This window comes from Mycobacterium sp. ST-F2 (assembly GCF_001905655.1).
In the GTDB taxonomy this organism is placed as follows: Bacteria; Actinomycetota; Actinomycetes; order Mycobacteriales; family Mycobacteriaceae; genus Mycobacterium.
The window spans coordinates 1-11,874 of sequence record NZ_JMHT01000056.1 but is presented as its reverse complement, the minus strand read 5'-3'; the positions used below and the strand labels follow the sequence as shown (position 1 = coordinate 11,874).

The window sequence follows — 11,874 nt, the reverse complement described above, 5'->3', positions numbered from 1 at the left end:
GGTCAAAATTCACCCGTCGACAGGGGGTCAGTTTTCAGGCGTCGTCAACACGGGACATCCTCAGTCTCGAATCTAGAGAAACGAGACAGCTCAGATATTTGTCTCTGCCTCACGTATTCGGTCGTGAAGGTGACCTGTTCCCGGTGTACCGCACACAGGGAACAGGTCAGCACGGGCCGAGGAGCTTGTCGGTGGAGCATGTTGGACTTACTTCCGAGACCGACTGCGGACTGGCCGCGCCAGGGCTTGAAGCAAGGAGACGTCAGATGAGTAGTTCCGGAAAGTTTGTCCTCAACAAAGCCGGCATGGCCAAGCTGCGACGTGACCTCGAGAGGAAATTCTCGGCGGGGATCCAGATCCCCTTGGGCGGCACCGAGTCGGACGCCATCGACGAGGTCAAGAAGCAGATGAAAGCCATGGGAATCACGCCCAACGACGCCGAAGTCCGCAAGCTCGTTCAGAAACACCGAGGCAGCTGACGGTGGGCAATGCCGATCCAGTTCAGCTGGGTATCGAGACAGCAGAAGCGCTGCAACAGGCACTCGCAGAACTTTTCCCGGGCGCGATGAACGTGCAGATCGCCACGGTCAACGCGAGTTCCGATCAGTTTGAGGTTCTCGGGCTCCGCGCGGATCTGCCTGATGGGTCCACGGTGCAGAGATCCCGAATCGTGCTTCCCCGTAGGCGTTAGCCCCCCGCCGATCGCCGAGAAGGCCATGCGGCCAACCTGACCGACGCTTAGCTGCCCAGCTGTCGCCCTAATTGTGGATGCCGCCGTTAACGTGCACCGCCACGTTGGATCACGCTGAGCTTGCTGGCGTTCGCGTCGAACGACATTTCGGTGGCGGCACCCGAACCGAAACCTGACTAGAACCCTCTCGGGCACCGACCCGGAAAGCAATGCCGCAAGCGATACAGCCCCGCGGTCCCAGGCATCGCAGCCTTTGGTGGATATCTACAAGCCGCTTGACCGTTTCGCGCATATAGAGAACTTGGAGGGCTCAGTTTCTGTATCGCCTTTGGCTGGCTCCGCGCTTGGGAAAACAAGGTGTGAGCGGCAGTTGGGTGTGGACCTGGCTACGGAACTGGTGGTCTGACAGCGGCACAGATTTCCTCGTACTCCTCGTCGCTGAGCAAGCCGAGCACATGCGCGGCGCCAACCTGTGACCAGGTTCCTGGGATTGACCCTTCATGCGGGTACGGCGCGCACGTCGCGAAGGTGTAATGCATGGTGCCGAGTTCCTTAACCAGCAGCTCGCGCGCAGTCCGATTGACGGTGGCTCGAAGGATCACCTCCTCGGGCGTTGCGGATTTGCCTATCACCTTGGCGCCTCGCAGGATCCGATGCACGCGTGATTGGGTGGTGTTAAGGACTTCGGCGATTTCTCTCTGACTCTTGCCAGCCAAGCTCAGTTGTTTCGCGTCGCGCATTTCTTCGATGGCGTGCAGTCGTGCCCGGGACTGTCGGATCAGGGCCTTGTAGGCGATGTCTTCTACGACGAGCGTTATCGCAGCCTCCACATCGATCTCCATGACACGTAACTCCCTAGATCCCGCGAGTTTCGAAATAACGGACCTCATATAGGGCGACGCTGGCGGTTTCGAATGCGGACTCAGCGTCGGACGGAGTGGAAGCGGTCACAGCCACGATCAATAGATTCGCTCTATTTTCGAGATGGGGCTGCTTATCCTCCACTGGTCACTCGCGTCATCCCACTCGAAAGCGACATGTGATCGATCGCCGACCCGTGGCCATCGCACGACCTGTGTAATCCGATTGGAATCGCCGTCGCCAAGCATGGGCCCCGACCCACTGCCCGGACCCGGTAGACGCGTGTATCGGCCACGGTTCAGATCCCAGATGTGCTCGCTTCCGCGCGTGGTCACCCGCCAGACGCCACGCATCTCCGGGGTGAGTTCCTCGACAGTTTCTCCGACCAAGCCGAAGTTGTGTGTGACAGCACACGCCGAGCACAGCGTCCGTAGCCAGCTGAAGCTCCCGACATGCAAGGCTCCGGGCTCGCCGCAAAGTTCGCAAGTGACGGCACTGCGGCGTTCCGCCGCGCTGATCAAATCATCGAACGCAATGCGTACGTCCTCGCGGTCGGTGTGCGCGTAGTAGCGCAGTTCGCCAAACTTCTCCTTGCACTGATATAGCTCATAGGCGGGGTCTAGCTCTGCCAACTGCTGGTCGAGTTGTGTGATCAGCGGATACCAGCCGGCTTCGCATCTGATCCAGCGGCCCCAACGATCAGGGATGCGCAGCATCATTCTTATGAGGTCGTACCTGTATTCCCCCGCGTCGTCGGGGACGTGCAGCTTGTCGCGGGTAGTGGGATCAAGTTTCGAAATAGCCTGCAAGAACTGCCCAGCAGCCGCGTAACGCTCGTCCTGGTCGCCGGTCTCGAATGCCGCGCGTAGGTCGGCGGACGCAGCATGCGCAGCGCGGTGCCGAGCCTTCTCGGTCTCGGTGAGTTCCGGCGGGACGATGTCGTCGTCAGTCATTGGACCAACGCGGCGGGTAGGGGCGGTACTCGGACACTCTGCTCACAACATCTCCCCTAACGATGGCATCCACATCAGTCCTGGCCGCCGATCGTGGTAATGCTCATGGTCCTCGACCGCCCGGATCGACACGTTTCCGATGTTCTTCCCTATGCGCGTTCTGCAACCACGATCCAAAGTCATTAGTAGACAGCGGATTTCACGGCGAGTCAGTTGGACTACACCCTCGCTCAACCGGGCAAGGCGAACTGCTGCAGACTCCTCTTCTTCAACAACTCGAACCATGAGCTGACCGTCCGGCGCCACCAACGCGCACGCGGAAAGCGGGTCGTCCAACTTCGCCAGAAGTATGGTCAGGTTCCTCCGACTTAGTTCGAGCACAGCCATGCCGTTCTCGCCTGAAATGTATTTCATTCTCGACACCCCATAAACGATGCATTGCATTACCGGCCAAGAGAATAACTGACTGAACGGGAATTCAGAGTACGGTCAACTAAACGTTGACATATGACCCCATAAAATTGACAATCTAGCTCTACAACCATGCATAGCTGCCATATGAAGCAACGCAGCACAATTAGTGCAATCGGCGATTTACTTTATAGCGATGACCCCATGTATAGCGTCGCTAGCAGTGCTATACATGCTTATCCAAGAAATATTCTGGCATCACCGAATACCGAGTGGCGCACTAGATTAATGACTGTCAATTCGTGACACTGCCAACGTGGATCGAGCTTCCTTTTGGCGCCCTGCGCGGATGGCCGTTCCACCGCAAGCCTTCTCGCGGATGGCGGCACCGGTCGCTATCACGCACCAAGTCCGGGTGGTGCCAATTTATGGCCGCCGCTCAATGCGGTTACCCGCAGAATGCAGCTAGGCTACGATCATGGGCCAGTCCGTGGACGACGATCTTGCCCAGGTGGTTGCAAGTTCCGAAACGCTATCCGGCGGTCTCCAGACAGTTCGAACTGCAACATCGAAAGCTTTGCGAGCTGGCGTCGCCGCCAAGCGCATCGACAGTGCTCTCGGGCAGTCTCAAGATCGCGGGATGCTGCGCCGATTGGTCTTCGCCGGGCCGTCGCTCCGCGGCGGGCGAGAAACAACTACAACGGCCGGCCGCCAGGCATTGGCCGAATGTGTCGAGCAGGCTGCCATGCAATTTCGCGGGCAAGTGGTCGATGACTCACTTGAAGCGGCGCGAAGCCAGATCAGAGCACTGCTCGACGTGCATATCCCCTGGCTCTTACAAGTCCAGAAACATATCGACACGCTGACTGACGAGCTCGGAGCTCAGCTCGAGATCACTGCGCATGTCCCAGAGGGGGCCATCGTCCACGCATTCTCGGATACCGAGAATGCGTGGAAAGAACTGAGGCGACTGGCTGGCGGGGTATTGACGACGCGCGACCGGACTCGCCTTGCACGAAGACTCGCCAGTACGGGTGCCACTCCAGCCGAAATCGGGCGGGTTCTGGGCCGGTGGGGCAGCCAGTATGGTCGCCAATCAACGTTGGCGTCGTGGCGCCGATTCACCGAACCATGGGTTGCCTCGAAGGGCGTTTCAGCAAGAGTTCCAAAACTGCTCGATGACGCGAACACCTTGTTCACCTCGTTTCACGACATGACTCGCACGATCGGCGAGCTAATCGAATCTGCAGATCGCGGCACGGTCTGGTTGTCGTCGGCACCGCCAGGAACGCCGGTCATTGGCCGGAAACGGCGGACTTATACCCCCTGACCTGCAATTTCGAACATTTGCGACTTCCTCTAGTCGGTGGGCCAACCGGCTGGAAATGTTGGATCAGTACCGGATTAGCCGGCACGAATCCGAACAGGAAGGTTCGAAAATGGATTTGGCACTTGGTAATTCGCTTCGAGTTGTGGTGGCTGGACCTGCACGGGCGCGGTCACGCTACAGCACACGCGCAGACGGCACCCGAGTCGCGGTCGGCGTAGAGACCGACGCATCCGGCACTGAATTGGCGGTATTCCCCGCGACTGTCGCGGGCAGCCTGGTCGGATGGGTGGAAGGTGCGACAGTGATCGCGCCTGAGCCGCTCACCAGCGCTCTTCCGCCCGCTGGGACTTTGATCGAAATCACCGGGTCACTGCGAATGACGGTGCGCGGCGGTGATTTTGGTGCAACACGGGCCACGATCACGGGGATTACTGGTGTGAGTGACATCGGTAACGCCACTGAATTGTTGGCAGCCGCGAAAGCTGCCGTGCGTGAGCAGCGGGCCGCATCGTGAGCGCCCGTACAGGTCACGATCAGCAGCAAATGGTGTCAGACATCAGTAGCGGATGCCTGTGGTCCAGGGGGCTCATCGCTCTCGGCTTGATGTCGTGGTTTGGGCTCCACGCAGCAGCACCTGCCGTTTTGATGATCGTTGTCGGCGTCATCATCGGAGTGCTGACGGCCGCAGTCACACGAGACAGCGAGGCGGCCGTGGGTTCGCTGTTCGTCGTGCCCGCGCTCATCGGAGCGGGGTGGCTGTTCATCAAGCTCATATCCAGCCTGTGGCCCGTAGCACTACTCGTCGGGATTGCGTTGGTCGCAGTTGCGACTTCACGCAAAAGTGCACCAGCGGTCTTCAAGAAAGGCCACCAACTCAGGCTTCTCCATCAATCACTGACGGGTCGGCTAACCGACTTCGACGACGTACTGATCAGCCGAGGCCTGTTGTTCAGGTTGAACGATGGCACGGTCCAGCGGCCGACCGCGATCGAGGCGCGGTCCGGGGACACAGTCGACACTGTCCGGTTTCGCCCGCTGCCGGGGACCGCGATGGCATGGAAAGCGGCAATGGGAGAGCTACCGCATCTGTTTGGCGTGGAGCTGCTTCTCTCGTCACCGAAACCTGGCGTGCTCGATCTGAGCCACCGCCACACGGAGACGGCTCCCGCCGCCGATCCATTGCACAGCTCACTCGTGCTCGCACGACCGGTGCCGCCTATTGACTGGTCACTCCGCGTCGGCGTTGACGGGGACGGATCCTGGGTGGATGTTCCCCTTGCGAACAGGGCCGGTGTTGTGGTTGGTGGCCAGCCAGGGTCCGGCAAGACCGGGTCGCTGCGTTCGATGATGGCCGCGTGGGCGTCACTGCCACATGTCCAGCTGGCGGTCGTGGATGGAAAAGGCGGGTCCGATTGGAATCCATTGGCCGCGAGGTGCTTCGAGTACATCAGCACGGTCGACGATCTTGAGGCGGTGATCGCGCTGCTGCGCTCTCTCGAGTCCGAACGAGCACGCAGAGTTGCGAGGATGCTGAATCACCGTGGCTCTTCCAACTTTTGGGACCTGGGTCCGGGCGACGACATGCCGCTGATCGTCTTGTGCATCGATGAGGTCCAGGCATTCGTGTCGAAGGCCTATCACCCGAGTAAGGGGGCTCGTGAACTCGTCGACGAGATCATAGGTCTGCTACAGAGATTGGTTGCACAAGGGCGCTCGGCTGGACTGGTATGCATTCTCGCCACGCAGAAGCCGACGGCTGACAACCTGCCGACGTCGCTCCGAGATTGCGCCGGCATCAAGCTGTGCTATTCGGTGCCGACGCGACAGGCTGCAGAAGCGGTGCTCGGCGACGCGTGGTCGGCGGCTGAATCGCCCGTCACGCCGGTCGCGGCGCCACAGGGGCTCGCCGTCTGTGCCGATGGGATTGGTCACCTTGCGCGGATCCGTTCTCCGTTTGTTCCAGACGACGCAGTCGCCGAATGGTGCTCGTACTACGCGAGCCTGGTTGCTGATCCACGTTGCGAAGGACACGACCGATGACCGGTTACGACGAGGTGTTCCATGTCGAGCTGGCGATCAGCGCCAACCGTGACAGCCACGAGGCGTTCGTGATCACCGATGCACTTGCTGAGTACGCGGAAACCCAGCGCTGGCGAGCCGAGGTCGACCCAAACGCTGAGTTCCTATGCGCTCTGGCGGATACCGCCGATGACCTGAGAAGACGTATCGACGTGCAGTTGTGCGACGACAGGTTGAGGAGAACGTAGTGGCGAGAGGGAAATTCATGCTGACGGCTCGGTTGACGTTTGACGATGAAGCGAGCCTATTTCGAGCGGCAGATTTCATTGATAGTCGGTTCGCCGACGCTTCGACTGTCGAGTTCGTATGGGACCACATCATTCAGTCGCAAGGGACCGCGTCAGCGGTCCCGCGGGAGCCAAGAGGGAGCGCGTAGATGCGTATTATTCGTGAAATATCCAGTGATGCTGACGATTTCGAGTTCCTGACAGCGCACCAGGTCAGCGTGTTGGTGCCATATTCCGTCTCAACGCTCCATGAATACGCGCAGCGCCGTGAACTCGGTTTGCCGTCGTACGGTCCGCCGCACGTTCAACTTGGTCCCCGCCGGCGTCGGTGGCTCCGTCGCGATGTCGTGGCCTGGATAGAGGCTTGCCACGTCAGCGGGCCACGGTAGGCCTGATCGTGTCGATCACCAAGTACCTGACCTCGGGTGGTGAACCGCGGTGGCGCGTCGAGTGGCGGGTCCCGGGCCGGATCAAACGGCGACGAGTCTTCCGCTCAGCGGCCGAGGCGCGAGCATTCGAAGCCGAGGTCATCACGTCTCACACACGTGGAATCGTTGTCGATCCGAAGCGCGGTGCCGCGATCACTGTCGAGTACGCCTACCAGCGCTGGCTGGCCTCACGCGCTGATCTGACGGCGAAGGTTCGCCGTGGTTATGTGGACTGCTACCGCCTCGCGGTGCAACCCCATTTCGGTGTGTGGTCGGTAACCCAGGTGGACAGGCATTCGGTGCAGGCATGGGTGAATGGAATGGCCGATGAAGTTGGCCCGCGGACGCTGCGCTGGCGGCACTCTGTACTGCGTATGGTCATGGCCTATTCACTCGATGAGGGTTGGGTCGTCCGCAACCCGTGCGCTGGGACGACTTTCCCGCCACTCCGAGAACGCGAACATGTGTACCTGACTGCCAATGAAGTCGACCAGCTCGCCACGCTCTGCGGAACGCAGGGGGACATAGTGACCGTCTTGGCCTACACCGGGCTGCGGTGGGGTGAACTGACCGGCCTGCGCGTGTCGGACGTCGATCTGGCGGCGCGGCGTATCCGAGTCCGCCGTTCCATCACGGCTGTTGGCGGCAAGCTCGTCGAAGGTGCGCCGAAGTCCAAATCTGGCATACGGACGGTGCCGATCCCAATGAAAGTCATCGGTCTGCTGAAGACGCGCATCGGTGGCCGCTCCGGCGGCGACCCGGCGTTCACTTCGCCCAATGGCTCCCTGTTGCGCCGGGAGAACTGGGTCCGCGACGTGGCATGGGCGAAGGCCAAAAGGCAGATCAACCGCCCCAACTTACGCATCCACGATCTCCGCCACACATATGCGTCGCTGGCACGCTCCGCTGGCGCAGACCTACGCCTCTTGCAGAAGACCCTCGGGCACGCTTCCATCACCGTCACCGCACACACTTACGCCGACCTGTACGACCATGACCTCGACGCCGTGGCCGACGCACTCGACACGCTTGCACGTCCAACGAATATCGCTAACGCGCGGCATGGTGGCCCACCACTGGCCCACTTGAATGGGCAACTGACCTTTAACGATGAGCTGGAACAGAGTAACGAAACCACCGACTAGCTGGGGTTTCTTGATGGTGGCCAGGGCCGGGATCGAACCGGCGACCTTCCGCTTTTCAGGCGGACGCTCGTACCAACTGAGCTACCTGGCCGGAAGGGCAAGTTGCCTCGCCGTTCTGGCGACCCTGACGGGACTCGAACCCGCGACCTCCGCCGTGACAGGGCGGCGCGCTAACCAACTGCGCCACAGGGCCTTACGTACTGCATTTGCTTCGCTTTCGCGTTGCGTACCCCCAACGGGATTCGAACCCGTGCTACCGCCGTGAAAGGGCGGCGTCCTAGGCCACTAAACGATGGGGGCCAATCCGAATCTCTTCGGGGGCACTCTCAACGTTTCCGTTGGGAGCTTCGATAGCTTAGGGCACGACCGCCTCACGACCCAAATCGGCACTACAGACCGCCTGCCGCCGCACAACCGGCCACCCCGGAGGCCGCGTCACGGGACGCAGTATCCTGTGTCCCACGCCCCTATAGCTCAGTCGGTAGAGCTACGGACTTTTAATCCGCAGGTCCCAGGTTCGAGCCCTGGTGGGGGCACCACAAACCACAAAATCAGTAGCCGGACTAACCGCTGCGGATAGCCTTGGCGACGTGACGAACAGCGCCGACGCCGCCCAGCTCGAGTTCATGAACTCGATGTTCGCGACCACCATCCCGTCGGCCCACGGCCTGGGCGTCAGAGTCGTCGAGGTCCGCCCCGGCTTCGCCGCGACAACGGCCCCAATCGCGGGGAACGGCAACCACTTTGGCGTGATGTACGCCGGCGTGTTGTTCACGGTCGCCGAGGTGCTCGGCGGGATCCTCGCGATCACCGCGTTCGACCAGAGCCAGTTCTTCCCGCTCGTCAAAGACATGTCGATCCAGTACAAGGCACCGGCCAAATCCGATGTGCGGGCGCAGGCCGAGCTGAGCGCCGACGACATCGCACGGATCGCAGCCGAGGCCGCGCAGAACGGCAAGTCGGAGTACGTCGTCGAAGCGGTCATCACCGACACCGACGGCACGGTCGTCGCCACCACCAGGGCGACCTGCCAACTCCGGCGGAAGTAACGCCTACTTCGCCGGAATCTCCAGTTCCGCCACGCGTTCCTGCACCGCCTGGTTGATCGCAGCCGTGAACCGGTCGGCCATCATCTGCGCGGCCAGCGGCCGCAGATTCGGCACCACCTTGGCGATCCGGCCCAGGTACACGTTGGGGTCCTCGGCCTCCCGAATCCGACTGAAGACGACGTCCGTCACCTCGGCGGCGAGGGCGTCGATGTGCTTGTCGACGACGCCGGCCAGGCGCCGGATGTCGTCGGCCGGCACGTTCGTGTCACGCAGGTTCATCGCGGCACCGAGGACCGACTGCCGGACGCTGAAGCGGCCGTCATCCAATCGCCGAATCGCCCCCAAAGCATCGAGAGTGTCGAGTGCCCGGTCATCCAGCGACAGACCGGCGCGTTGTTCGAGCTCGCGTAGGTCGACGGTCTCGTCCTCGGCCGGGCTCCACGGTGTGAGAAGTGCCGCACGCACGGCGAGGTCGTGGGCCGTCGCCCCCTCCGGCAGCCGCGCCAGCACCTTGGTGATGGCGGCCAGCGTGTAGCCGTGCTGCTGCAGCTGCTGCACCAATTCCAGCCGAATGCGGTGCGGCGCACCGTAATACGCGAGGCGCCCGCGCCGCTCAGCCGGCGGGAGCAGGCCGCTCTCGTTGTAGAAGCGGATGGTCCGCACCGTCGTGCCGGTGCGCGCGGCCAGTTCGTCGATGGTGAATTCCTCGACTGTGACATCTGTCATGGCACGAAGTATAGACACCAACATTCACACTGTGCCAGTGTTACTGGCACAGTCACACGTCGACATGAAATGAGAGCCACATGACTCTGCCGAAGCCCTCTGGCACCACCGAGGTCGTCATCACTGGTGCCTCGTCCGGAATCGGAACCGAACTGGCCCGCGTGCTCGCCGCCCGCGGCTACCCCCTCTTCCTGGTCGCCCGCCGTCAGGACCGCCTCGACGCCTTGGCCGAGGAACTGCGCACCGCGCACGGCGTCGGCGTGACGGTGCGGCCGTGCGATCTCGCGGACGCCGCGCAGCGCCAGACCCTGATCGAAGAGCTCCGCACCCGGCCGGTCGCCGGCCTCTGCAACTCCGCCGGCTTCGGCACCAGCGGCGCCTTCCACACGCTGCCGATGGACCGCGAGCGCGAGCAGGTCGAGGTCAATGTCGTTGCGGTGCAGGAACTCACCCATGCCGTCCTGCCCGGCATGGTCGAGCGCGGCGCCGGCGCCGTCCTGAACGTCGCCTCCGTCGTTGCCTTCCAGCCCATGCCGTCAATGGCGACCTACGGCGCCTCCAAGGCGTTCGTCAACTCGTTCTCGGAAGCCGTGCACGAAGAGCTGCGCGGCACCGGCGTCTCCTGCACCTCGCTGTGCCCCGGACCGGTCCCCACCGAATGGGCCGAGGTCGCCTCGGCACACGAATTCAGCCTCCGACCGGCGCAGGTCTCCCCTGTCGATGTCGCGACCCAGGCCGTTGACGGCATGCAGGGAGGCGCCCGCCAGATCGTGCCCGGCGCGGTCGTGAAGCTCATGGCCATCACCGGCTCCATCACTCCCCACGCCCTGCTGCTGCCCGCCCTCCGCCTCGCCCGCCGGGCTCTGGGCTAACCCACCACCACACGCAAGAAAGAAACACCGCCATGAACCTCTCCGACATCACCGCCCTGGCGACCAAGCCTGTCGCCGCCGTCAGCGCCAAGCCGCTCGCCGTCTTTGCGAGCGTCATGAACACCCCGATCAAGACCCGTCCGATCTACCTGCAGACCGTGGTCGACGCCCTCACCGGCTACACGCTCGAAGACGCCGTCGCGGGCAAGATCGTTGTCATCACCGGCGCCTCGGCCGGCATCGGTGAGACCACCGCCCGCCGCATCGGTGCCGCCGGCGGCGAGGTCGTCCTGGTGGCCCGCACCCGGGAGAACCTGGAGCGCGTCGCCGACGACATCCGCGCCGACGGCGGCACCGCGCACGTGTACCCGTGCGACCTGAGCGACCTCGACGCCATCGGCGCCATGGCCGACCAGGTGCTGGCCGACCTCGGCCGCGTCGACATCCTCATCAACAACGCGGGCCGCTCCATCCGCCGCTCGCTGGAGCTGTCCCACGACCGGATGCACGACTACCAGCGGACCATGCAGCTGAACTACTTCGCCCCGGTCCAGCTGATCCTGAAGTTCACGCCGGGCATGCGCGAGCGCGGCTTCGGGCACATCATCAACGTGTCGTCGATCGGTGTGCAGACCAAGCTGCCGCGCTTCGGCGCCTACATCGCCAGCAAGTCGGCACTGGACGGACTGTGCGACACGCTGCAAGGTGAGACGGTGTCGGAGAACATCACCTTCACCACGGTGCACATGCCGTTGGTGCGGACCGCGATGATTGCCCCGACCAAGATGTACGACCGCTTCCCCACTCTCACCCCCGAGCAGGCCGCGGCCACCCTGTGCGACGCGATCATGCACCGCCCGCGCCGGCTCAGCCCGCCGTCCGGGCAGCTGACCGCCCTCACCGACGCCCTCAGCCCCCGGCCGTTCGACCTGGTGCGCAACAAGGTCTACGGCATGTTCGGCGAATCGGCCGCGGCGCAGTCGACTCCGGCCGAGCCAGCTGAAACCGTTGCGGCGGAATAGAAAAGGATCGTCATGGACCTGAACTCACTGCTTGCCGAGCCGGCTCGGCGGGGCGGCCCCCGAAACCCCGCCCCCCTGGC

The 11,874-nt window shown here is 62.6% G+C and carries 13 protein-coding genes and 4 tRNA genes; 10 read left to right on the top strand and 7 right to left on the bottom strand.

Translation table 11 applies throughout. The annotated features are described in order from the left end of the window. Nucleotides 1–266: 266 nt before the first annotated feature. Complete coding sequence (locus tag EB75_RS19455; RefSeq protein ID WP_073696954.1) at nt 267–479, top strand: hypothetical protein; 213 nt, start codon at nt 267–269, stop codon at nt 477–479. 598 nt (nt 480–1,077) lie between these two features. Here the strand turns inward: EB75_RS19455 and EB75_RS19445 are convergent. From EB75_RS19445 to EB75_RS28515, 3 genes are all read right to left on the bottom strand, one after another. After that, a complete protein-coding gene (locus EB75_RS19445) occupies nt 1,078–1,533 on the bottom strand; it encodes a helix-turn-helix domain-containing protein (protein ID WP_073696952.1) in 456 nt (151 codons plus the stop codon). Between the two features lie 117 nt (nt 1,534–1,650). Beyond that, nucleotides 1,651–2,505: a hypothetical protein gene (locus tag EB75_RS28905; protein ID WP_073696951.1), complete on the bottom strand. Its 855-nt coding sequence runs from the start codon at nt 2,503–2,505 to the stop codon at nt 1,651–1,653. A gap of 42 nt (nt 2,506–2,547) precedes the next feature. After that, nucleotides 2,548–2,919, bottom strand: coding sequence for a hypothetical protein (locus tag EB75_RS28515; RefSeq protein WP_142239712.1), 372 nt, complete (start codon nt 2,917–2,919; stop codon nt 2,548–2,550). Between the two features lie 475 nt (nt 2,920–3,394). Here EB75_RS28515 and EB75_RS28900 point away from each other — a divergent pair, with 475 nt between their 5' ends. From EB75_RS28900 to EB75_RS19410, 5 genes are all read left to right on the top strand, one after another. Further along, nucleotides 3,395–4,246, top strand: coding sequence for a hypothetical protein (locus tag EB75_RS28900; RefSeq protein WP_142239711.1), 852 nt, complete (start codon nt 3,395–3,397; stop codon nt 4,244–4,246). Between the two features lie 55 nt (nt 4,247–4,301). Continuing rightward, nucleotides 4,302–4,760, top strand: coding sequence for a hypothetical protein (locus EB75_RS28895; protein WP_142239710.1), 459 nt, complete (start codon nt 4,302–4,304; stop codon nt 4,758–4,760). Next, nucleotides 4,757–6,286, top strand: a complete 1,530-nt coding sequence (locus EB75_RS19430; protein ID WP_142239709.1) for an FtsK/SpoIIIE domain-containing protein — start codon at nt 4,757–4,759, stop codon at nt 6,284–6,286. The genes EB75_RS28895 and EB75_RS19430 overlap by 4 nt, the downstream gene beginning before the upstream one ends. Beyond that, on the top strand, nt 6,283–6,513 hold the full coding sequence (locus EB75_RS19425; RefSeq protein ID WP_073696949.1) for a hypothetical protein: 231 nt from the start codon (nt 6,283–6,285) through the stop codon (nt 6,511–6,513). Before EB75_RS19430 ends, EB75_RS19425 begins: the two co-directional genes overlap by 4 nt. Nucleotides 6,514–6,949: 436 nt before the next feature. After that, complete coding sequence (locus EB75_RS19410; RefSeq protein WP_073696946.1) at nt 6,950–8,125, top strand: tyrosine-type recombinase/integrase; 1,176 nt, start codon at nt 6,950–6,952, stop codon at nt 8,123–8,125. Nucleotides 8,126–8,139: 14 nt separating this feature from the next. Here EB75_RS19410 and EB75_RS19405 read toward each other — a convergent pair. The 3 genes from EB75_RS19405 to EB75_RS19395 all read right to left on the bottom strand — a co-directional run bounded on the left by EB75_RS19405 (nt 8,140) and on the right by EB75_RS19395 (nt 8,425). After that, a tRNA-Phe gene (locus EB75_RS19405) sits at nt 8,140–8,216 on the bottom strand. Nucleotides 8,217–8,241: 25 nt separating this feature from the next. Continuing rightward, nucleotides 8,242–8,318 (bottom strand) — tRNA-Asp (locus EB75_RS19400). 34 nt (nt 8,319–8,352) lie between these two features. Further along, nucleotides 8,353–8,425, bottom strand: a tRNA-Glu gene (locus EB75_RS19395). Between the two features lie 163 nt (nt 8,426–8,588). On the opposite strand from EB75_RS19395, the gene EB75_RS19390 reads away from it, so the two are divergent. Together EB75_RS19390 and EB75_RS19385 are read left to right on the top strand one after the other, a co-directional pair. Continuing rightward, nucleotides 8,589–8,664, top strand: a tRNA-Lys gene (locus EB75_RS19390). Nucleotides 8,665–8,715: 51 nt separating this feature from the next. Continuing rightward, nucleotides 8,716–9,174, top strand: coding sequence for a PaaI family thioesterase (locus tag EB75_RS19385; RefSeq protein WP_286150251.1), 459 nt, complete (start codon nt 8,716–8,718; stop codon nt 9,172–9,174). Between the two features lie 3 nt (nt 9,175–9,177). On the opposite strand, the gene EB75_RS19380 is transcribed toward EB75_RS19385, so the two are convergent. Beyond that, entirely contained in the window at nt 9,178–9,900 is a 723-nt protein-coding gene (locus EB75_RS19380; protein ID WP_073696945.1) for a MerR family transcriptional regulator, read from the bottom strand. A gap of 80 nt (nt 9,901–9,980) precedes the next feature. Between EB75_RS19380 and EB75_RS19375 the strand changes: the two genes are divergently transcribed. Further along, nucleotides 9,981–10,772 carry an SDR family NAD(P)-dependent oxidoreductase gene (locus EB75_RS19375; protein ID WP_073696944.1) on the top strand — a complete coding sequence of 264 codons (792 nt, stop codon included), beginning with the start codon at nt 9,981–9,983 and terminating at the stop codon, nt 10,770–10,772. A gap of 32 nt (nt 10,773–10,804) precedes the next feature. Next, nucleotides 10,805–11,794, top strand: coding sequence for an SDR family NAD(P)-dependent oxidoreductase (locus EB75_RS19370; RefSeq protein ID WP_073696943.1), 990 nt, complete (start codon nt 10,805–10,807; stop codon nt 11,792–11,794). Nucleotides 11,795–11,874: the final 80 nt, after the last annotated feature.

Coding starts and splice junctions, on each gene's coding strand:
- EB75_RS28515 (WP_142239712.1), bottom strand. CDS start 2,919: ATGAAATACATTTCAGGCGAGAACGGCATGGCTGTGCTCGAACTAAGT.
- EB75_RS19380 (WP_073696945.1), bottom strand. CDS start 9,900: ATGACAGATGTCACAGTCGAGGAATTCACCATCGACGAACTGGCCGCG.
- EB75_RS28895 (WP_142239710.1), top strand. CDS start 4,302: ATGTTGGATCAGTACCGGATTAGCCGGCACGAATCCGAACAGGAAGGT.
- EB75_RS19425 (WP_073696949.1), top strand. CDS start 6,283: ATGACCGGTTACGACGAGGTGTTCCATGTCGAGCTGGCGATCAGCGCC.
- EB75_RS19445 (WP_073696952.1), bottom strand. CDS start 1,533: ATGGAGATCGATGTGGAGGCTGCGATAACGCTCGTCGTAGAAGACATC.
- EB75_RS28900 (WP_142239711.1), top strand. CDS start 3,395: ATGGGCCAGTCCGTGGACGACGATCTTGCCCAGGTGGTTGCAAGTTCC.
- EB75_RS19455 (WP_073696954.1), top strand. CDS start 267: ATGAGTAGTTCCGGAAAGTTTGTCCTCAACAAAGCCGGCATGGCCAAG.
- EB75_RS19375 (WP_073696944.1), top strand. CDS start 9,981: ATGACTCTGCCGAAGCCCTCTGGCACCACCGAGGTCGTCATCACTGGT.
- EB75_RS28905 (WP_073696951.1), bottom strand. CDS start 2,505: ATGACTGACGACGACATCGTCCCGCCGGAACTCACCGAGACCGAGAAG.
- EB75_RS19370 (WP_073696943.1), top strand. CDS start 10,805: ATGAACCTCTCCGACATCACCGCCCTGGCGACCAAGCCTGTCGCCGCC.